Origin of the sequence: Microbacterium fluminis (assembly GCF_051549805.1) — a bacterium.
Classification (GTDB): Bacteria; Actinomycetota; Actinomycetes; order Actinomycetales; family Microbacteriaceae; genus Microbacterium.
Genome location: NZ_CP196042.1, coordinates 2,490,321 through 2,510,324, shown reverse-complemented (window position 1 = coordinate 2,510,324; position 20,004 = coordinate 2,490,321). Strand labels below are relative to the sequence as shown.

Annotated in this window: 15 protein-coding genes; 6 read left to right on the top strand and 9 right to left on the bottom strand. The window is 71.0% G+C overall.

Annotation, left to right across the window (positions count from 1 at the left end; genetic code table 11):
• Positions 1–85: 85 nt before the first annotated feature.
• Entirely contained in the window at positions 86–2,557 is a 2,472-nt protein-coding gene (locus tag ACSJDX_RS12105) for a DNA gyrase/topoisomerase IV subunit A (RefSeq protein ID WP_438352921.1), read from the top strand.
• A 109-nt stretch (positions 2,558–2,666) separates the two neighbouring features.
• Here ACSJDX_RS12105 and ACSJDX_RS12100 read toward each other — a convergent pair whose 3' ends face one another.
• Positions 2,667–4,757, bottom strand: a complete 2,091-nt coding sequence (locus ACSJDX_RS12100) for a DNA gyrase/topoisomerase IV subunit B (protein ID WP_438354980.1) — start codon at positions 4,755–4,757, stop codon at positions 2,667–2,669.
• A 165-nt stretch (positions 4,758–4,922) separates the two neighbouring features.
• Between ACSJDX_RS12100 and ACSJDX_RS12095 the strand changes: the two genes are divergently transcribed.
• Positions 4,923–5,144, top strand: a complete 222-nt coding sequence (locus ACSJDX_RS12095) for a DUF7455 domain-containing protein (protein ID WP_438352920.1) — start codon at positions 4,923–4,925, stop codon at positions 5,142–5,144.
• Here the strand turns inward: ACSJDX_RS12095 and ACSJDX_RS12090 are convergent.
• Genes ACSJDX_RS12090 through ACSJDX_RS12080 form a run of 3 tightly spaced genes read right to left on the bottom strand, consistent with a single transcriptional unit; the run spans position 5,141 to position 7,865 of the window.
• Positions 5,141–6,178, bottom strand: a complete 1,038-nt coding sequence (locus tag ACSJDX_RS12090) for an alanine racemase (protein ID WP_438352919.1) — start codon at positions 6,176–6,178, stop codon at positions 5,141–5,143. The genes ACSJDX_RS12095 and ACSJDX_RS12090 overlap by 4 nt on opposite strands.
• Entirely contained in the window at positions 6,175–6,840 is a 666-nt protein-coding gene (locus ACSJDX_RS12085) for an alanine racemase C-terminal domain-containing protein (protein ID WP_438352918.1), read from the bottom strand. Before ACSJDX_RS12085 ends, ACSJDX_RS12090 begins: the two co-directional genes overlap by 4 nt.
• Positions 6,837–7,865 carry a sugar-transfer associated ATP-grasp domain-containing protein gene (locus tag ACSJDX_RS12080; RefSeq protein WP_438352917.1) on the bottom strand — a complete coding sequence of 343 codons (1,029 nt, stop codon included), beginning with the start codon at positions 7,863–7,865 and terminating at the stop codon, positions 6,837–6,839. Before ACSJDX_RS12080 ends, ACSJDX_RS12085 begins: the two co-directional genes overlap by 4 nt.
• A 77-nt stretch (positions 7,866–7,942) precedes the next feature.
• Between ACSJDX_RS12080 and ACSJDX_RS12075 the strand changes: the two genes are divergently transcribed.
• The gene (locus ACSJDX_RS12075; RefSeq protein WP_438352916.1) at positions 7,943–8,977 is read left to right on the top strand and encodes a sugar-transfer associated ATP-grasp domain-containing protein; all 1,035 of its coding nucleotides are present in this window, start codon (positions 7,943–7,945) and stop codon (positions 8,975–8,977) included.
• Positions 8,978–8,995: 18 nt separating this feature from the next.
• On the opposite strand, the gene murJ is transcribed toward ACSJDX_RS12075, so the two are convergent.
• The 4 genes from murJ to ACSJDX_RS12055 all read right to left on the bottom strand — a co-directional run bounded on the left by murJ (position 8,996) and on the right by ACSJDX_RS12055 (position 13,804).
• Positions 8,996–10,582, bottom strand: a complete 1,587-nt coding sequence (gene murJ / locus ACSJDX_RS12070) for a murein biosynthesis integral membrane protein MurJ (protein ID WP_438352915.1) — start codon at positions 10,580–10,582, stop codon at positions 8,996–8,998.
• Between the two features lie 13 nt (positions 10,583–10,595).
• Entirely contained in the window at positions 10,596–11,291 is a 696-nt protein-coding gene (locus tag ACSJDX_RS12065) for a coenzyme F420-0:L-glutamate ligase (RefSeq protein ID WP_438352914.1), read from the bottom strand.
• A complete protein-coding gene (locus ACSJDX_RS12060; RefSeq protein ID WP_438352913.1) occupies positions 11,291–12,673 on the bottom strand; it encodes an RNA polymerase sigma factor in 1,383 nt (460 codons plus the stop codon). Before ACSJDX_RS12060 ends, ACSJDX_RS12065 begins: the two co-directional genes overlap by 1 nt.
• Positions 12,674–12,880: 207 nt before the next feature.
• Positions 12,881–13,804: a proteasome assembly chaperone family protein gene (locus ACSJDX_RS12055; protein ID WP_438352912.1), complete on the bottom strand. Its 924-nt coding sequence runs from the start codon at positions 13,802–13,804 to the stop codon at positions 12,881–12,883.
• An 82-nt stretch (positions 13,805–13,886) separates the two neighbouring features.
• On the opposite strand from ACSJDX_RS12055, the gene ACSJDX_RS12050 reads away from it, so the two are divergent.
• The 3 genes from ACSJDX_RS12050 to sucB all read left to right on the top strand — a co-directional run bounded on the left by ACSJDX_RS12050 (position 13,887) and on the right by sucB (position 18,613).
• A complete protein-coding gene (locus ACSJDX_RS12050) occupies positions 13,887–15,359 on the top strand; it encodes a leucyl aminopeptidase (RefSeq protein WP_438352911.1) in 1,473 nt (490 codons plus the stop codon).
• Complete coding sequence (gene lpdA, locus ACSJDX_RS12045) at positions 15,356–16,729, top strand: dihydrolipoyl dehydrogenase (RefSeq protein ID WP_438352910.1); 1,374 nt, start codon at positions 15,356–15,358, stop codon at positions 16,727–16,729. The genes ACSJDX_RS12050 and lpdA overlap by 4 nt, the downstream gene beginning before the upstream one ends.
• A gap of 78 nt (positions 16,730–16,807) precedes the next feature.
• Entirely contained in the window at positions 16,808–18,613 is a 1,806-nt protein-coding gene (gene sucB, locus ACSJDX_RS12040; protein WP_438352909.1) for a 2-oxoglutarate dehydrogenase, E2 component, dihydrolipoamide succinyltransferase, read from the top strand.
• A gap of 1 nt (position 18,614) precedes the next feature.
• Here sucB and ACSJDX_RS12035 read toward each other — a convergent pair whose 3' ends face one another.
• The gene (locus ACSJDX_RS12035) at positions 18,615–19,964 is read right to left on the bottom strand and encodes a hypothetical protein (protein WP_438352908.1); all 1,350 of its coding nucleotides are present in this window, start codon (positions 19,962–19,964) and stop codon (positions 18,615–18,617) included.
• Between the last annotated feature and the right edge of the window lie 40 nt (positions 19,965–20,004).

Here is a 20,004-nt window from a genome sequence, read left to right as displayed (position 1 = left end):
TCCGCGGGGGGACGCGGGCACGGCGCCATCGCGCAGGACCCCGCACACATCACCCTCGACCACCGTCCCCCGGCCCGGAAGCAGAATGCCCGCCACTCCTCCACCGTCCGCACAGGATCGCATCCCTTCCACGCCGGAGCGCATCGAGGACGTCGACGTCTCGACCGAGATGCAGGGTTCGTTCCTCGAGTACGCCTACTCGGTGATCTACTCCCGGGCGCTGCCCGATGCGCGCGACGGCCTCAAGCCGGTGCAGCGCCGCATCCTGTTCCAGATGGCCGACATGGGGCTGCGCCCGGACAGAGGTCACGTCAAGAGCGCCCGCGTGGTGGGCGAGGTGATGGGAAAGCTCCACCCGCACGGCGACGCACCCATCTACGACGCCCTCGTGCGCCTTGCACAGCCGTTCTCGCTGCGCGTGCCGCTCGTCGACGGGCACGGCAACTTCGGCTCGCTCGACGACGGTCCCGCCGCCCCGCGCTACACCGAGGCGCGGCTGGCACCGCCCGCGCTCGCGCTCACCGAGAACCTCGACGAGGACGTCGTCGACTTCATCCCCAACTACGACGGGCAGTTCCAGCAGCCCGAGGTGCTGCCGGCGGCGTTCCCCAACCTGCTGGTGAACGGCACGACCGGCATCGCCGTGGGCATGGCGACGAACATGGCGCCGCACAACCTCATCGAGGTCGTGGCCGCCGCCGTGCACCTGCTCGATCATCCGGACGCCTCGGTCGAGGAGCTCATGGAGTTCGTGCCCGGACCCGATCTGCCCTCCGGGGGCATCATCGTGGGACTCGACGGCATCAAGGACGCGTACACGAACGGACGCGGCAGCTTCCGCACGCGCGCGAAAGTTGCGGTCGAGTCGCTCGGACCGCGCCGCACCGGACTCGTGGTGACCGAGCTGCCCTACCTCGTCGGTCCTGAGCGGATCGTCGAGAAGATCAAGGACGCGGTCAACGCGAAGAAGCTGCAGGGCATCGCCGACGTCACGGACCTGACCGACCGGCACCACGGACTGCGGCTGGTCATCGGCATCAAGACCGGCTTCGACCCGCAGGCCGTGCTGGAGCATCTCTACCGGCTGACACCGCTGGAGGACTCGTTCAGCATCAACAACGTCGCTCTCGTGGAGGGTCAGCCGCAGACGCTCGGCCTGAAGGAGCTGCTGCGCGTCTACCTCGACCACCGGCTGAGCGTCGTCACGCGCCGGAGTCAGTACCGGCTCGCGCGTCGCAAGGACCGCCTGCACCTGGTCGAGGGTCTCCTCATCGCGATCCTCGACATCGACGAGGTCATCCAGGTCATCCGCTCGTCCGATGACGGCGAAGCGGCCCGCGCTCGCCTGCGCGAGGTGTTCGACCTGTCCGAGCCGCAGGCCGAGTACATCCTCGAGCTGCGTCTGCGGCGCCTCACGAAGTTCTCGCGCATCGAGCTCGAGACCGAGCGCGACAACCTGACCGCCGAGATCGCCGAGCTCGAGAGGCTCCTCGGCAGCGAGGTGCTGCTGCGCGCCCAGGTCGCGAGGGAGCTCGACGCCGCCGCCGAGACCTACGGCACCCCGCGTCGCACGCTGCTGCTGAACGGAGGGCCGGTGGCGCCGCGGTCGCGGTCGGCCGCGGCGGCCGCCGACCTGCAGATCGCCGACGCGCCCTGTCGGGTGTTCCTCTCAGCCACAGGGCGCATGGTGCGCGCCGAGCTGACCGCCGATGCCCCCGGCGGCGGTGTCGTGCCGCCCACGCGCCGCTCGAAGCACGACGCCATCCGCTCGGCGGTCGACGGCACCACCCGCGGCGACCTCGGGGCTGTGACCTCGGCGGGCCGGCTGGTGCGGTTCACTCCTGTCGATCTGCCGTCGGTGCCCGGCAACTCGGTGCAGCTGGCGGCGGGCACGCGGGCCGACCAGTACCTGGGACTCGCGTCCGGCGAACACGTCGTGGCGATCGTGCCGCTCGTGGACTCCCCCACCGTTGCCCTCGGCACGGCGCAGGGCGTCGTCAAGCGCGTCGCCGCCGGCGAGATCGCCGGCAAGCACGACATCGAGATCATCGCCCTCAAGGACGGCGACCGCGTGGTCGGTGCCGCGCCCGCGCCGGACGGGGCCGAGCTCGTCTTCATCGCGTCCGACGCGCAGCTGCTGCGCTTCGACGCCTCGGCGGTGCGCCCTCAGGGGCGGGCGGCGGGCGGCATGGCAGGCATCCGGCTCTCCGACGGCGCGGAGGTGATCGCGTTCGACGTGGTCGGCGCGACGGCCTTCGACGCGGTGGTGGTGACGGTGGCAGGCTCCACCACGGCCATCGCGGGCACCGACGCCGGCAGCGCCAAGGTGTCGGCGTTCACGGAGTTCCCCGCCAAGGGCCGCGCCACCGGCGGCGTCCGCGCGCAGCGGCTGCTGCGGGGCGAGGATGCTCTCGTGCTGGCATGGGTGGGCTCCGACCCCCGCGCGGTCGGCGCCGACGGCGCGACGCGCGCGCTGCCGGAGAGCGGGGCGAAGCGGGATGCCTCGGGCTCTCCGCTCGACGGCGTGATCGGCGCCCTCGGCTCGAGCGTGCGCTGAGGGTCGCGTTCGCGTGGAGGGGAGATCTCGATACGGCGCTGGCGCGCCTACTCGATCTTGAGCCGCTGACGCGTCAACGCTCGCTGCGCTCGCATTGCTCCGTCACGGCTCAGACGTCGATGCGCTCGCGGTCCAGACGCGCGCTCGAGTCGATGATGAACTCCTTGCGGGGGGCCACATCGTTGCCCATCAGCAGCTCGAAGATGGATGCCGCGGCCTCGGCATCCTCCATGCGCACCCGACGCAGCGTGCGGCCGGCGCGATCCATCGTCGTCGTCGCCAGCTGGTCGGCATCCATCTCCCCGAGCCCCTTGTAGCGCTGCACCGGCTCCTGCCAGCGCTTGCCCGACTTGGTGAGCTTGCTCAGCAGACCGTGCAGCTCCTGCTCGGAGTAGGTGTAGATCGTCTCGTTCGGCTTGGAGCCGGGGTTCATCACCACGACGCGGTGCAGCGGCGGCACCGCGGCGTACACGCGGCCGTCGTCGATGAGGGGACGCATGTAGCGGAAGAACAGGGTCAGCAGCAGGGTGCGGATGTGGGCGCCGTCGACGTCGGCGTCGCTCATCAGGATGATCTTGCCGTAGCGGGCCGTGTCGAGGTCGAACGAGCGGCCGGAGCCGGCGCCGATCACCTGGATGATGGCGGCGCACTCTGCGTTGCCGAGCATGTCGGAGATCGACGCCTTCTGCACGTTGAGGATCTTGCCGCGGATGGGCAGCAGAGCCTGGTACTCGCTGTTGCGCGCGAGCTTGGCCGTGCCGAGCGCCGAGTCGCCCTCGACGATGAACAGCTCGGAGTCGGCGACGTCGTTCGACCGGCAGTCGGCGAGCTTGGCCGGCAGCGACGACGACTCCAGCGCGTTCTTGCGACGCTGGGTCTCCTTGTGCGTGCGCGCGGAGATGCGCGCCTTCATCTCGGAGACGATCTTGTCCAGCAGCAGCGACGTCTGCGCCTTGTCATCGCGCTTGGGGGATGCGAACTTCGCGGCGAGCTCGCGCGAGATGACGTTCGCGACGATCTGGCGTACCGCGGGAGTTCCGAGCACCTCCTTCGTCTGCCCTTCGAACTGCGGCTCGGGCAGGCGCACGGTGAGCACCGCCGTGAGGCCGGCGAGGATGTCGTCCTTCTCGAGCTTGTCGTTGCCGACCTTGAGGCGCCGCGCGTTCTGCTCGATCTGGGTGCGCAGGATCTTCATCAGCCCGAGCTCGAAGCCGGCCTGATGCGTACCGCCCTTGGGCGTCGCGATGATGTTCACGAACGAGCGCTGCAGGGTCTCGTAGCCGGTCCCCCACCGTACGGCGACGTCGACGACGCATTCGCGTTCGACCTCGGTGGGCACCATGGCACCCGATGCCTGCAGCACGGGCACCGTCTCGGTGAAGGTGCCGGTGCCGGTGAGGCGCCAGGTGTCGGTGATCGCGGCATCCGGGGCCAGGAAGTCGGCGAACTCCGAGATGCCGCCGTCGAAGCGGTAGCTGGTCTCGGTGGGCTCGCCGTTCTCGGACACCGTCGAGGTGCGTTCGTCGCGGATGACGATCTCGAGCCCGGGCACCAGGAAGGCCGTCTGGCGGGCGCGCTGCTCCAGCTCGCTCAGGGTGAACGCGGCGTCCTTGGTGAAGATCTGCCGGTCGGCCCAGTAGCGGATGCGGGTGCCCGTGACGCCCTTCGCGGCACGCCCGACGACGCGCAGCTCCGAGCTCTTCTCGAACGGGGTGAAGGTGGAATCTGGTGAGCCGTTCGCGAACACCCCGGGCTCACCGCGGTGGAACGACATCGCCCACGTCTTGCCGCCACGGTCGACCTCGACGTCGAGTCGCTCCGACAGCGCGTTGACGACGGAGGCGCCGACGCCGTGCAGGCCGCCCGAGGCGGCGTACGACCCGCCGCCGAACTTCCCGCCGGCGTGCAGTTTGGTGAAGACGACCTCGACGCCGGACAGACCGGTGCGCGGTTCGATGTCGACGGGGATGCCTCGGGCCCGGTCGCGCACCTCGACGCTGCCGTCGGCGTGCAGCACGATGTCGATGCGCGAGCCGAACCCGCCGAGTGCCTCGTCGACGGAGTTGTCGATGATCTCCCACAGGCAGTGCATGAGACCGCGGGAATCGGTGGAGCCGATGTACATGCCGGGGCGCTTGCGGACCGCCTCGAGCCCTTCGAGCACCTGGAGGTGGTGGGCGGAATACTCGGCAGTCACAATCTCCAAGAGTAATCCGCGGGATCGGCGGCTCCCGGCAGACACTCGGGAGCCATCGGCGGCGTACGCGCTGAGCGAAATGTGTCGGGTTCCGGGCATCCTCCCACTTGTGCCGTGGTTGTATTTCAGGACCTGTTGAGAAGCTCTCTGCACCCGAGGAGGCACATCATGAACACCCTGTCGACCACCGAGCCCGGCGCCGTCCTCGAGTACCGTCTCACCGCTGCCGACCGCTGCGATTCGTGCGGTGCCCAGGCCTACATCGCCGCAGAGGTGAACGGCAGCGAGCTGCTCTTCTGCGCGCACCACGGCCGCAAGTACGAGGAGAAGCTGCGCACCGTCGCCACCACGTGGCACGACGAGACGGCGCGCCTCACCGAGGCGGTCTAACCGCCCGCCGTCGAGCGACGCTCGACGCGCGGCGACAGCCGCGTGACGATCTCCTCGCCGATGGTGCCGATCCGCTCAGCCAGATCGGTCGCCGTCTGTCCTTCGTCGACGCCCCAGACGATCAGCTCGTCGCCGATCCGTGCTCGGGGCCACGCGTCCACTGCGGACGCGGTGAGTCCGATCCTGCGGACGGTCCGCGGACCGTCCGGTGTCGTCACTGTGATCCGGCCGGCGAGCGTGGAGGGCAGTCCGTGCAACGCGCCCACGCCGATGCGCACGACATCGCCCACGTCGGTCACCTCGGCCGCCAGCCGTCCGATCGGCGTGAGGGCGAGATCGTGCGACGTCGGACCGCCGGCCGGCGCCACACCGTAGGCGAACGCCCCGATGCGTACGAGGTCGTAGCGGAACTCCGGTCGGAGGTAGGCCGCCGAACTCGCCGACAGGTGCCGCAGCTGGGGGTCGAGCCCGGCGTCCCGTGCGCGGTCCAGCGCCCACTCGAAGACGGCGCGGGCGTCGTCGTCGGCGGCGTCGGAGGCCTCGGCGATGTGGCTCCACACTCCGACGACCCGCAGGACGCCGCGTTCTTCGAGGACGCGCGCCCGGCGCACGGCGTCGTCCCACTCCTCCGGGCGGAAGCCGTTGCGGTGCAGACCGGTGTCGATCTTCAGGTGCACCCGCACGGGGTCCTCCCCTGCCGCGCGGGCGACGTCCTCGAGGAGGGACGCATCGCCGACGCCGAGGTCGAGATCGAGTGCGACGGCGTCCGCGACGTCGCCCGGTGTGGGCAGCATCCACACGAAGACGCGCACATCCGGGCCGACGGCGTCGCGCACGGCCCGGGCGGTCGGCACGTCGAACGCGCCGATCCATCGCGTGCCGCCGGCCACGGCCCGGGGGACCGCGCGGGCGATGCCGTGCCCGTACGCGTCGTCTTTGACGACGAGCATGAGCTGTGCGGGCGCCACGCGCGTCCGCAGCGCATCGAGGTTCGCCTCGAATGCGGCGAGGTCGACGTCCAGGCGCGGGCTCATGCGACGCTCCGCTCGGTGTGCACTCCGACGGCGGTCACGAGCTCGGCCGGGTCGAGACCGGTGAGGGCGACCCACTCGCCGATCGCGGGGTGCCCCTGTGCGGGATCGCCGAAGAACCAGGCATCCGTCTCGCGCGCGACCTCGCGGTCGCCGATCTCGACGACGCACACATCCATCGCGACCCGCCCGAGGATCGCGCACCGCTCCCCCGCCACGACCACCGAGGCCGCGCTGCCGAGGGCGCGTACGACGCCCTGCGCGTAGCCGCCCGAGACGAGAGCGATCCGGGTGTCGCGCGGGGCGACGTGCAGATGCCCGTACGACACGCCCTCCCCGGCGAGGAGCGCCTTCGTGCTGATCACGGAGCCCACCGCGCGCATCACGGGCACCGCCCGGCCGTCGAGGCCGAACACGCCGTATGGATCGACGGTGGCGACGCCGGTCGTCCGGATGCGGGATGCCTCGACTCCCGCCGCGGCGAGCGAGGCGAGATCGGCGTCGTCGGCGCGTACGGCCGCCGCGCCCGCATCGAGGGCGGCGCGGGCGACCACCGACGCGCCGTGGCCCCAGGCATCCGCCCGCACGTCCACGACGTCGTCGGCGCCGATGCTCGCGAGGTTCGCGCGCAGCGCCGGGACGGAGATGCGGACGCGGAACGTCATCGGCGCAGCGCGTCGCCCATCACGGCCTCGTGCCGCGGGCGCGACCCTTCGCGGATGCCGGTCGTGCTGACCCGCGTCTCGTACAGGCCGGGGATCCAGTTGCCCTCGATGAGCACGGGCGCGTCGGGTCCGACCGCCACGTCCCACCCGACGTACGGCACTTCGGGGATCCGCCGTGCCGCCTCGTCGACGAGGGCGATCACCTCGTCCCAGAGGGGCACCTGGAAGTCGACGATCGAGGCGTGCGAATCGGGATGCTCGACGTAGCTGCTCTTGTGCTTGCCGGTGTGCCCGGGTCCGACCGAGTGGCCGTCGTCGTCGAGCATCGTGAAGAACCCGCCCCACGTGAACTGGTCGCTCACCGCGCCGCGGCCGAACTTCTGCACCATCACCAGGGGATGCACCGTCTCGCCGTCGAAGTAGGTGGTGATGCGGGTCGTGTTGACGGTGCCCGCGCAGTACGACGCCAGGTACGGATGCTGCACGATCGGCTGCTCGATGAGCACCTGCCCCTTCTCGATCAGCTCGGCACGGAACGCGTCCCAGTCCGTCACGTCGGCCGTGTCGTAGCGGAACACGCCCTTGCCCTCGCGGCTGACCGGGACCTTGGCGATGATCACCGGGTGCCGGGACGCGAAGTCCCGCAGCGCGGCGGTCTCGGCGGTGTCGAGCTGCATCCACTCACGGCCGAGGAACTCGCCGAACGCCCGGTTGAAGTTGAGCTTGTCCTCGAGCGTCTCCGCGGCCTCGCGGTCGTTGACGGCCGTGGCCAGGTGGTGCTGGATGAGCGAGGTCATGAAGGTCCGGCGTTCGCGGCGGTTCAGCAGCGCGAAGTCGGCCTCGTAGTAGTCGATGTAGGCGGTGTCATGGAACGCCGCCGACCAGAGCATGTCGACGAAGATCGGCGCGGCCCACTTGCCCTGCTCCTGTCCGATCTGGCGGGCGAAGCCCCACACGCGACCGGGACGGAAGGCGGTCGCCCGCTTCAGGAAGTAGCCGGCGCGCGCTTTCAGGGAGATGTCCATCGGGCATCAATCATACGAGGCGGCGGCGGGGAGACCGCTCCGCGGGAGCGTCGACCCGGCTCTGTTAGCCTGACGAGGTGTCACAGAGGTCTCTGCGCGTCCGCTACCTTCTGCAGCGGGCCCGCCGCCTCTCGCTGGGCAACGTCACCGAATTCGCGCGACAGGTGCAGCGCGTCTCGAAGGCCCCGCTGCCGGTCATCGTCGCCGACATGCTGTGGTCGTCGGTGCGCTACGAGATGGGCTTCCGCGACTACGCGGTGTGGGACATCCGGCTGCTGAACGCCCGCGAGCGACGCACATGGATGACGCATCCGAAGTCGGTCCGGCTGAACAACACGCTCAACGGTCCGGACTCCGAGTCGCTGCTCGGCGACAAGCCGCGCTTCTACCGCGACTTCGCCGACATGATCGGCCGCGACTGGATCGACGCCGCCGACGCGTCGGACGATCAGCTGACGGCGTTCCTCACCCGCCACCCGCGGGTTCTCGTCAAGCCGGCGGAGGGCGAGGGCGGCAGGGGCATCACGACGTTCGACGCGGCCGAGATCCCCGATGTCGCCGCCTGGCGCGCGCAGCTCGTCGCCGACAATCGCTCCCTCGTCGAAGAGGTGCTCCCCCAGCACGAGCGCATGTCGGAGCTCTACGCGGGGAGTGTCAACACCCTGCGCCTCATCACGTACCGCTCCCCCGACGGCACCTTCCACGTCATCGCCGCCGTGCTGCGGATCGGCAACGGCGGCGTGGTCGACAACTTCGCCGGCGGCGGCATGTTCACGATGCTCGACGACGCGGGTGTGGCGCGCTGGGCGGGCGTGGACAAGAACTCGAACGTGTTCGCGCAGCATCCGGTCACCGGCGTCTCCATCGCCGGCTTCGAGGTGCCGCAGTTCGCCGAGGCGGTCGCCATGGTCGAGGAGGCCTCGCGGCGCCTGCCCACGGTGCCCTACGTCGGCTGGGACGTGGCGATCACCCCGAGCGGACCCGCGCTCATCGAGGCCAACCACAACTCCAGCGTCTTCCAGATGAAGCCGAGTGTGTCGGGCGTGCGCACGGGACTGCTGCATCGATACCGGGATGCCGTCGGCCCCGGCATCCTCGACAGGCGCCGCTGACGCGGGTCGCTCGCCGGTTCAGCGCCCGAAGCGGGCGCGGACCAGGCCGACCGCGCTGGTGAGCTCGGGCGCGCGGAAGGCGGCCAGGATCGCGAGGTAGATCACGCCGGCGACGGCGCAGATGATCGCGGTGCCCGCCGCTCCGAGGAACAGGTTGTGCAGCATCCATCCCTCGTCGCCTCCGGACAGGAGGTAGACCGCGTAGCCGGCTGCGCCCGCCGGGATCGCGGCGAGCAGGAAGCGGCCGATCGCGCCCATCGGTCCGAGCAGGCCGAGCACTCCGATCTTGCGTCGCAGGAGTGCCGTGGCGATGAGGAGCTCGATGATGCCGCACGCGGTCTGCACCGCGGCCACGGTGAGCGTCCGGTAGTCCGTGGGGACGAGCATCGCCAGCAGCGTCCCGCCGATCACGAGCACGCCCAGCACGACGGTGAAGAAGAACGGTGTGCGGGTGTCGCCGTACGCGTAGAACGTGCGCTGGATGATGAACAGGATCGCCATGGGGACGAGCGAGACGAGGAAGGCGGTGAGCACCGGAGCGGAGAGCAGTGCCGCCTCGGACGAGTCGGTGAAGATCCGCGACGCCGGCGCCGCCGCGGCGATCAGCGCGACGGCCGCGATGACGACGAACAGACCGAGGGTGCGGATCGCGCTGCCGATATCGGACAGCACCTCGCGGTGACGCTCGGCGGCGGCGTGCTCGCTGATGCGCGTGAAGTAGGGCGTCCCGATCGAGAGCACGATCAGCGCGTACGGCACCATGTAGACGAGCCACGCGTTCCCCCAGATGGCGGCGGACGCGTGATCACCCGACGCCGCGCTCATGACGTTCGACTGGACCAGACCGGCGATGAGAGTGATCATCACCATGCCGAACGTCCAGGTCGCCAGGGCGCCCATGCTTCCGAAGCCGACGCCGCGCCAGCGGAAGTCGGGGCGCAGGGAGATGCCCGAACGCCGCCAGAAGACCGCCAGGATGACGACCTGCGCCACGATTCCGAGGGTGGCGGTGCCCCCGACGAGGGCGATGGCGTCGGCGCTCCAGCCGTCGAGGTCGCGCCTGCTGCCGAAGATCGCGATGAAGAGGCCGAACCCGGCGATCGAGACGAGGTTGTTCACCACCGGCGCCCAGGCGTAGGGGGCGAACACGCGTCGCGCGTTCAGGCTCTCGCCGATCAGGGCGAACATCCCGTAGAAGAAGATCTGCGGCAGGCACCAGTAGGCGAAGGCCGTGGTGAGCGCCTGCGCTGCAGGGTTGAGCTGCCCGGCGACCACGGTCACGAGCCACGGCGCGAGCAGCATCGCCGCAGCGGTGGCGGCGAACAGGATGACGGCGCCGGCGGTCAGGAGCTTCGGGAGGAAGATGCGCCCCCCGTCGGACTGCGCGCTGACCGCGACGACGCGTGGGACGATCACGCCCGTGAGCAGCCCCGTGGAGATGAGGGTCAGGACGGTGTTGGGCAGCTGGTTGGCGTAGTAGAACGCGTCGGCGGCGGCGAAGTTGCCGATCGCGGCCACCAGCACCACAGTGCGCACGAGCCCCGTCATCCGCGACACCAGGGTGCCGGCGGCGATGAGGCTGCTCGCGCGCGCCAGATTGCTCATGCGGTGCGGACGCTCAGGCCGGGCGGACGACGCCGAGGGGCGTCGACTGCGTGCCCTGGCCGAGCGGGTTGTCGCTCAGGATGCGCACCAGCCGCTGCTCGCCGGCGCGGTCGAGAGTGGATCCGAGGATGTTGCCGCCGAGATCGTTGATGTCGACGACCGCGACGTCGGCTCCCCCGCCCAGGAGGCTCTTCAGGTGCGCGGCGACTTCGCGGGGTCGCTCGGGCCCCAGCACGACCGAGCGGTCGTACGGAGGGATGGTGCCGTCGGTCGGCCCGTCGATCGCGCGCGCCTTGTCTCCGGCCACTCGGTAGAAGTCGCCCTTCCGGCCGAACAGCTTCGTGACGGCGGACACGGCGGCGGCCAGCAGGATGCGCGGCGTGCCGCACTCGCGAAGCGCCATCTCCATCGTCTCGGGCATGCCGAGGCCGATGCCGTGCGGCGTGCGGACCACGAACCGCGACAGGAACCGGGCGAGCCGGCGCGGCCGGATCGAATCGATCGGATACGAGCGGCCCTGCGTGATCGCGACGATCTTCTCCGTCACGAACAGCAGGTCGCCCGGCTGCACCACGCCCTCGGCGTACTGCCGGATGAACGGGTCGAGCGCGTCGCCGTCCATCACGACGTGCGTCCGGATCGGGATGCGCGAGAACGACGTGCCGTCGACCTCGATGGTGAGGGCCTTGCCTGCGTTGGCCTCGGCCATCACTCGAGGTAGTCCCGCAGCGACTGCGACCGCGACGGGTGCCGCAGCTTCGCCATCGTCTTGGACTCGATCTGACGGATGCGCTCGCGGGTGACCCCGAAGGTGTCGCCGATCTGGTCGAGCGTCTTGGGCTGTCCGTCGCCCAGACCGAAGCGCATGCGGATCACGCCCGCCTCGCGCTCGGAGAGCGAGTCGAGGAGGGACTCCAGCTGGCGCTGCAGCATGGTGAACCCGACCGCATCCGCGGGCACGACCGCCTCGGTGTCCTCGATCAGGTCGCCGAACTCGCTGTCGCCGTCCTCGCCGAGGGGGGTGTGCAGCGAGATCGGCTCGCGGCCGTACTTCTGCACCTCGATGACCTTCTCGGGGGTCATGTCGAGCTCGCGCGAGAGCTCCTCGGGCGTGGGCTCCCGACCCAGATCCTGCAGCATCTGCCGCTGCACGCGGGCGAGCTTGTTGATGACCTCGACCATGTGCACCGGGATGCGGATGGTGCGCGCCTGGTCGGCCATGGCGCGGGTGATCGCCTGACGGATCCACCACGTCGCGTAGGTCGAGAACTTGAAGCCCTTGGTGTAGTCGAACTTCTCGACCGCGCGGATGAGGCCGAGGTTGCCCTCCTGGATGAGGTCGAGGAACTGCATGCCGCGACCGGTGTAGCGCTTGGCGAGCGACACGACCAGACGGAGGTTGGCGCCGAGCAGGTGGCTCTTCGCCCGCTGGCCGTCACGGGCCACCCACTGCAGATCGAGCCCGAGCTGGCCGGTTTTCTCGGCCGGCGTCATGTGCGAGAGCTTCTCCTCGGCGAACAGGCCGGCCTCGATGCGCATGGCGAGCTCGACCTCTTCGGCCGCGTTCAGCAGGGGCACCTTGCCGATCTGCTTCAGGTAGTCCTTGACCGGATCGGCCGTGGCGCCCGTGATCTGGGTCGAGTAGACAGGCACGTCTTCGTCGTCGGAGGACGAGATGACGATGGCGCCCGTCGGCAGCGGCTCGGTGAACGCCGGCTTGGCGTCTTCCTCCTCGTCGTCGTCATCGGACGAGTCGGATGCCGCGCCGGCGGCTTCGGTCTTCTTCTTGGCGTCCGCGGTGGCGGGCGCCTCGTCGTCGCTCTCGTCGAGCTCGGCGTCTTCGACCTCGTCGCCCTCGTCGTCGATCTCCGCGTCGTCGTCGATGTCGGCGTCGTCCTCGTCGGAGGCCTTGCCCTTGGTCGCCTTCTTGGCGACGGACTTCTTCGCGGCCGGCTTCTTGACGGCGGGCTTCTTCGCGGCGGGCTTGGCGGCAGCGGCAGACGTCGTCGTCTCGGTGCTCTCGGTCTCGAGCTCGTCGGACGCGTCTTTCGTGGTCCGGGAGCGGGTGCTGGTCTTCGTGCCTGCGGTCACGGTTCGCCTTTCACCGGCGGACGATCACGTCCCCCGGTCGTGTTCGGACACTAGTAAGACCCTTGTCAAGTCCCCCCTCGCCGAGAACACTCGGTGAAACGGTTGACAACGGGTCAGGTCTTCCATTATCGCACACCTTCGACGCACCTCTGCATCCCCGGCGGGCGACCCTTGCTCCAACGCGCCGCACAGTGGCGGCATTCCGCCTCAGCCGCCGCGCTTGTCGTCGTCGCCCGACGGGCGACTGGCGAGGAACCGTTCGAGCTCGGCGGCCAGCTCGTCCGCGCTCGGCAGATCCCCGGTGTGGATGATCGGCGTCGCGAGAGTCGAGCCCGCCATATAGGCGTCGTAGCGCTCCTCCAGACCCTCGAGCATGCGGGTGAGCTCGTCGTTCCCGGTCATCTGCTCATCGACCTTGAGAAGGTACTCGCGGTTCTCCTCGCGCAGCGCGTCGCCGTCGAAGACGAGGCCGGTCGCCACCGTCAGGCTGTCCAGAGCGGCGAGTGCGGCAGCCGGGTACTCGGTGTCGCCGAGGTAGTGCGGCACCAGCAGGACGAAACCGGCGACGCGTGCGCCCGCCTCCGCGAAGCGGTATTCCAGCAGGTGCCCGACGGTCGAGGGCACCTGCGTGTGCGGCTGCCATACCGAGTGGGCCTCGGTCAGTTCCGATCGCGTGCCGCTCACGGTCGTCCCGATCGGCCGGGTGTGCGGTACGGGCATCGGGATCGCGTGCACCCACGTCACCGACGCCACCGCGAGGGCGTCGGCGAACTCGATGACCGACTGCACGAAGGCATCCCACGCGAAGTCCGGCTCGTACCCCGCCAGCAGCACGAACGGCTGGCCGATCGCGTCATGGGCGAGCGAGAGCTCGAGACGCGGCGGGCGGTAGTCGGTGAGGTGGTCCTGCTCGAACGCGACGAGCGGGCGACGCGCGCGATAGTCGAGCAGCACGTCATTGGAGTAGACCACGAGCGGTGTGGGGTCGAGGTCGTCGCGGACGTACTCGATCAGGCGCGACACGGCGTTCCCGGCATCCGTGAACCCGGTCAGCGCGATCACCAGCGGAAGGCCTGCCGGCACCGGCGGCGCGGAGACGGCGCGTTCGAACAGAGGTGCAGGCCACGGCATGCTCCCACTCTACGAGCCGCGTGCGACGCCGGACGCGGCGCCGTCCCGCTCACAGCGAACACCGGTCCCTAGGATGGAAGCCATGTCGTTCCCCGAGCTCTCCCTGTCCGACACACCGATCCGGGAGTCGGATGCCGACGCCCTCCTTCTCGCACTGCCGCCGCTGGACGACTCCGCCGCGCTCGACGACTGGCCGGGTCTGCGCGACGCGCTGCGCGCGGTCGGGTTCACCGGTTCCTCCTCGTCCTACACGCGGGTGTACGCGCCGCAGAGCGACGCGCGCCCGTTCGCCGTCGTCGGCACCGGGACGGATCCGGATGCCGCGGCCCTGCGCGATGCGGCCGGAACCGGACTGCGCCTGCTGACCGGCTTCGGATCGGTGGCCCTCGCCGCGCCGCTGGCGGATCCCGCGCTGTGGGCGCCCCTGGCCGAAGGCGCACTGCTCGGCGGCTACCGCTTCGACGGCTACAAGTCGGAGGCACCGAAGCCCCGCGCCGCCACCGTGACCGTCCACACCTCGGCGCGCACGTCCGATTCCGAGGCGGCCGCGGTGGTCGCCGCCGCCGCCGCGGTCGCCCTGACGAAGGACCTCGTGACCACTCCGGCCGAGTGGCTCGGCCCGGCAGACCTGGCCGAGCGGGCGCTCGAAGCGGTCGCGGACCTCCCGGTCGAGGTCGACGTGTGGGATGAGGCGGCTCTGGCGGAGGGGGGCTTCGGCGGCATCCTCGGTGTCGGGCAGGGCTCCGACCGGCCGCCGCGCCTCGTGCGGCTCGACTACCGGCCCGACGGCGCGCAACGCCACGTGGCGCTCGTCGGAAAGGGCATCACGTTCGACACCGGCGGGCTGTCCCTCAAGCCCGCCGCGGGCATGGTCGGAATGAAATACGACATGTGCGGTGCGGCCACGGTGCTCGCCGTCGTGCGCGCGGTCGCCACCCTCGGGCTCCCGGTGCACGTCACCGGCTGGCTGTGCGTCGCCGACAACATGCCCTCCGGCCGCGCGACGCGCCCGGGCGATGTCCTGCGCATCGTGGACGGCACCACGGTGGAAGTGCTCAACACCGACGCCGAGGGCCGGCTGGTGCTCGCCGACGGCATCGCGATGGCCAGCCGGGAGCATCCCGACCTCCTCATCGACGTGGCGACCCTCACCGGTGCGATCAGCGTCGCTCTGGGCAACCGCCACGCCGGAGTCATGGGAGAGGATGCCGCCGTACAGCGCTTCCTCGACGCCGCGCAGCAGGCGGGCGAGCCGGCCTGGCCGCTGCCGCTGCCCGCGCACATGGTCGACGAGCTCGACTCCCCCATCGCCGACCTGCAGAACGCCAAGATCGGCGACCCGGCCGGCGGTTCGCTGTTCGCGGGGCTGTTCCTGCAGCACTTCGTCGGTCGCGTGTCGGACGAGCCCGAGGCATCCCGCATCCCGTGGGTGCACCTCGACATCGCCGGCGTCGGCAACAACAAGGGCCCCGCGTACGGCTACACCGACAAGGGCGCCACCGGGGCGGTCGTGCGATCGCTCATCACCCTGATCGGCGAGGAGGCCGCACGATGACCGACCACACCTTCGACCTCGTGGTGCTGGGCGGCGGGAGCGGAGGCTACGCGGCCGCGCTGCGCGCCGCGGAACTCGGCAAGACCGTGGCCCTCGTCGAGAGGGACCGCGTCGGCGGAACGTGCCTGCACCGTGGCTGCATCCCGACGAAGGCGCTGCTGCACGCAGCCGAGGTCGCCGACGCCGCCCGCGATGCGGCGACGATCGGGGTGCGGGCCACGCTCGACGGCATCGACCCCGCCGGGCTGCGGGCGTACCGGGAAGGCATCGTCGCGAAGAAGTTCAAGGGGCTCGAGGGCCTGATCAAGGCACGCGGCATCACCGTGGTCGCCGGGGAGGGCCGCCTCGAGGCGGGCCCCGCCGTCCGCGTCGGCGACGACCTCTACCGCGGCACCGACGTCGTGCTGGCGACCGGCTCATACAGCCGCTCGCTTCCCGGGCTGGACATCGGCGGCCGCATCCTCACCAGCGAGCACGCCCTCGACCTCGGCGAGATCCCCCGTCGCGTGATCATCCTCGGAGGCGGGGTCATCGGGGTCGAGTTCGCCAGCCTGTGGCACTCCTTCGGCGCTGAGGTCACGATCGTCGAAGCCCTCGACCACCTCGTCCCCAACGAGGACCTCTCCTCCAGCAAGACGCTCGAACGCGCCTTCCGCAAACGGGGCATCGGGTTCTCGCTCGGCGTGCGATTCGCCTCGGCGACGCAGACCGACGACACCGTCACCGTGACCCTCGAGAACGGCACGAGCCTCGAGGCCGATTATCTGCTCGTGGCCGTGGGCCGGGGCCCTGCGACGGCCGGACTGGGCTTCGAAGAGGCCGGGGTGACGATCGACCGCGGGTTCGTGATCGCCGACGAGCGACTGCGCACGGGAGTCGCCCACGTCTGGGCCGTCGGCGACATCGTGCCCGGTCTCCAGCTCGCCCACCGAGGATTCCAGCAGGGCATCTTCGTCGCGGAGGAGATCGCCGGACTGTCCCCCGTGCTCGTGCCCGACGTGCAGATCCCGAAGGTCACCTACAGCAACCCGGAGGTCGCATCCGTCGGCCTCAGCGAGGCGCAGGCGATCGAGACGCGCGGCGCCGACGCGGTCGTCAGCTACGAGTACAACCTGGCCGGCAACGGCCGCAGCGAGATCATCGGAACCGGTGGGATCGTGAAGGTCGTCCGCGAGAAGGACGGCCCGGTCCTGGGCGTCCACCTCGTCGGCGCGCGCGTGGGCGAGCTGATCACGGAAGGGCAGCTGGCCGTGGTCTGGGAGGCGCACCCCGAGGACATCGCCCCGTTCCTGCACGCGCACCCCACGCAGAGCGAGGCATTGGGCGAGGCTTTCCTCGCCCTGGCGGGTAAACCGCTCCACGCGCTCTGACCGGCGCGGGGCGGCGTCGGGGATGCCCGGCATCACTAAGCTAGAAATCGACATCGGCATTCTGAAGGAGACATCGTCATGAGCACTTCTGTGGTCCTCCCCGCTCTCGGGGAGAGCGTCACCGAGGGAACGGTCACTCGCTGGCTCAAGCAGGTCGGCGACACCGTCCAGGCGGACGAGGGACTGCTCGAGATCTCGACCGACAAGGTCGACACCGAGATCCCGTCTCCGGTCACCGGCGTCATCGAGGAGATCTTCGTGCAGGAGGACGAGACCGTCGAGGTCGGCGCCGTCCTCGCCAAGATCGGTGACGGCTCGGGTGCCGCGGGCGACGCGCCCGCCGCCGACGCCGCACCCGCGGAGGCTGCGGATGCCGCGCCCGCGGAAGCCGCTCCCGCGGCCGAGGCTCCCGCTGAGACCGCTCCGGCGGCCGAGGCGCCGCAGGAATCCGCTCCGGCGGCACCCGCCGAGCCCCAGGTCGCTCCCGCGGCCGAGGCTCCCCAGGGCGGTACCGATGTGGTGCTCCCCGAGCTCGGCGAGAGCGTGACCGAGGGCACCGTGACCCGCTGGCTGAAGGCCGTCGGCGACCGCGTCGAGGTCGACGAACCGCTCCTGGAGATCTCCACCGACAAGGTCGACACCGAGATCCCCTCCCCCGTCGCCGGCACGCTGCAGGCCGTCCTGGTGAACGAGGACGAGACCGTCGAGGTCGGCGCCGTCCTCGCCCGCATCGGCGACGGTGCCGGCGCTCCGACCGCCCCTGCGGAGGCCGCACCCGCGGCTCCCGCCGAGACTGCTCCCGCGGCTCCCGCAGAGGCCGCTCCCGCGGCTCCCGCCGCGGCGGCACCGGCTGCGCCCGCATCGGCGCCGGCAACAGCTGCCGAAGCCGCCCCGACGGCTCCGGCGACGCCCGCCCCGGCACCTGCTCCGGCCGCCACCGCAGCCCCGGCTCCGGCCGCCCCGGTGGGCGACGACGCCGTGACGTACGTGACGCCGCTCGTGCGGCGGCTCGCGCAGCAGCAGGGCGTCGACCTGGCGAGCGTCACCGGCAGCGGTGTGGGCGGTCGCATCCGCAAGGAGGACGTGCTGAAGGCGGCCGAGGCGGCATCCTCGGCCCCCGTTGCCGCGGCACCCGCCGCGCCCGTCGCGGCTCCGCTCGAGGTGTCGCCGCTGCGCGGAACGACCCAGCCGATGTCGCGACTGCGTAAGGTGATCGCCGAGCGTGCCGTCGCCTCCATGCAGCAGACCGCTCAGCTGACCACCGTCGTCGAGGTGGACGTCACGCGGCTGTCGGCCTACCGGGATGCCGTCAAGGCGGACTTCCAGGCCAAGACCGGAGACAAGCTGTCGTTCCTGCCGTTCTTCGCGGTCGCCGCCGTCGAGGCGCTGCAGGCGTTCCCGATCATCAACGCGACGGTCGACGGCAACGACATCGTCTACCCGGCGAGCGAGAACGTCTCGATCGCGGTCGACACCGAGCGCGGTCTTCTCACGCCGGTCGTGAAGAACGCGGCGGGCAAGAGTCTCGCCCAGTTCGCCCGCGAGATCGCGGATCTGGCCGCCCGCACCCGCGACAACAAGCTCAAGCCCGACGAGCTGGCCGGGGGCACGTTCACGCTCACCAACACCGGCTCCCGGGGTGCGCTGTTCGACACGCCCATCGTCTTCCTCCCGCAGTCGGCCATCCTCGGTCTCGGCGCGGTCGTGAAGAAGCCGGGCATCGTGTCGGTCGACGGCAAGGATGCGATCGCGGTGCGCTCCTACGTCTACCTCGCGCTGTCGTACGACCACCGGATCATCGACGGCGCCGACGCCGCGCGCTTCCTCGGTGCGGTCAAGACGCGCCTCGAGGCCGCGCAGTTCGAGGGCGTGCTCGGGATCTGAGTCACCCCGCCTGCTCCGCGACGTCGTGCACCTCGCGGAGCAGGTGGCCGCCGTCGCTGCGGACCAGCACGAGCAGCTGCGACGCGGCACCGCGCGAAGCGCCGCCGACGGCGTCGACGCGCACCACGGCGGCGTCACCGAACTCGTCGAGCAACGTGATCGTGCGCTCGGTGCCCGCGAGATCGATCGCTCCCGGCGGGAACGGTCGGGAGGCGTCCTCCATCACGTCGGCGAGGCAGGCGACGTCCGGGCCGCACGCCGTGCGCAGCGCCAGGAGGGCGGCCGCGGCCTCGGTCCACCCGCCACCGGCGGGAGTCGCCGACGGTGCGGGGCTCCCGTTCGCCGACGGGGCGGCGGGGTCGACGGGATCCGGGCTCGGCGCCGGGTACGGCGACGGTGAGGCGACCGGCGCCGCTGCACCCGACCCGGCGGCTGCGGGTGCGCCGCCGCCGGTGGGCCACAGCATCCCGATCGCGACGACGGCCGCTGCAAGGCATCCGGCCCACAGCAAGGGACGGGGGCGACGAGCCGCGGGCCGGCGCAGTCGCCGCCAGACCCGTGTCACCGCCTGCGACGTCGCATCGGCGATGTCGCCGTCGACGTACGTCGCGACGAGGTCGGCCCAGCGGGCTCGTCGCGGCGGTTCGGGCGGCTCGGCGGTGTGTGCGACGGCGGCGGAGAGGGTGAGCGCACGCCGAGAGGTGAGCGCGGTCACGGCGAGTGGAGCGGGCTCGTCTGCGTCGAACAGGGCACCTTCGAGGCGCTCGGCGTCGCGGACGAGCAGGCGCGGTTCGCCGAGCGCGTCGAGCACGTCGTCGATCGCCGCACCCGATCGTGCGCGGGCGGGCAGCATCGCGCGGACCGCGGCGAGCACCGAGGCGGACGCCTCGACGGCGTCGCCGCCGACGTCGGTGACCAGGACCGGACGGCCGGCGTCGGTGAGCCACCACTCACCCGACGACGATCCGGTGTCGCCTCGCAGCAGCTCGGCGACCCCGCGCACGATGCTCACGGCGAGGGTGACGGCCTCGCCGCCGGTGAGCAGCGCCTCGGCGTGGGTCCGCCGGCGCAGGAACGCCTCGACCCGTTCTCCGCACACCGGCAGCAGGGCATCGTGACCGTCCGTGCGTCGGACGACGTCCATCGGGGCGAGAAGGTGACCGGATGCCGCAGCATCCCACCCTCGCCACCGCGTGCCGAGCAGCTCGGCGTCGACGAGCACGCCCGACGTCTCGTCGGGCAGCCGCGCGAGCGTGCCCGGCCACGGCGCGTCGGGCGGTGACACGCTGCGGATCGTGCGGTAGCCCCGCAGGAGCCGGTCGGCGGCCTGGTCGAGCGTGTCCGTGTGCATGCCCCGATCGTGCCCGCGGGTGCACTCCCGGGGCGACCGC

What these genes read in the sequence shown, in the direction of transcription:
- ACSJDX_RS12085 (WP_438352918.1), bottom strand. Translation starts at nt 6,840, where the DNA reads ATGACGTTCCGCGTCCGCATCTCCGTCCCGGCGCTGCGCGCGAACCTC.
- lpdA (WP_438352910.1), top strand. Translation starts at nt 15,356, where the DNA reads ATGACCGACCACACCTTCGACCTCGTGGTGCTGGGCGGCGGGAGCGGA.
- ACSJDX_RS12095 (WP_438352920.1), top strand. Translation starts at nt 4,923, where the DNA reads ATGAACACCCTGTCGACCACCGAGCCCGGCGCCGTCCTCGAGTACCGT.
- murJ (WP_438352915.1), bottom strand. Translation starts at nt 10,582, where the DNA reads ATGAGCAATCTGGCGCGCGCGAGCAGCCTCATCGCCGCCGGCACCCTG.
- ACSJDX_RS12055 (WP_438352912.1), bottom strand. Translation starts at nt 13,804, where the DNA reads ATGCCGTGGCCTGCACCTCTGTTCGAACGCGCCGTCTCCGCGCCGCCG.
- ACSJDX_RS12105 (WP_438352921.1), top strand. Translation starts at nt 86, where the DNA reads ATGCCCGCCACTCCTCCACCGTCCGCACAGGATCGCATCCCTTCCACG.
- ACSJDX_RS12090 (WP_438352919.1), bottom strand. Translation starts at nt 6,178, where the DNA reads ATGAGCCCGCGCCTGGACGTCGACCTCGCCGCATTCGAGGCGAACCTC.
- ACSJDX_RS12035 (WP_438352908.1), bottom strand. Translation starts at nt 19,964, where the DNA reads ATGCACACGGACACGCTCGACCAGGCCGCCGACCGGCTCCTGCGGGGC.
- ACSJDX_RS12050 (WP_438352911.1), top strand. Translation starts at nt 13,887, where the DNA reads ATGTCGTTCCCCGAGCTCTCCCTGTCCGACACACCGATCCGGGAGTCG.
- ACSJDX_RS12065 (WP_438352914.1), bottom strand. Translation starts at nt 11,291, where the DNA reads ATGGCCGAGGCCAACGCAGGCAAGGCCCTCACCATCGAGGTCGACGGC.
- sucB (WP_438352909.1), top strand. Translation starts at nt 16,808, where the DNA reads ATGAGCACTTCTGTGGTCCTCCCCGCTCTCGGGGAGAGCGTCACCGAG.
- ACSJDX_RS12080 (WP_438352917.1), bottom strand. Translation starts at nt 7,865, where the DNA reads ATGGACATCTCCCTGAAAGCGCGCGCCGGCTACTTCCTGAAGCGGGCG.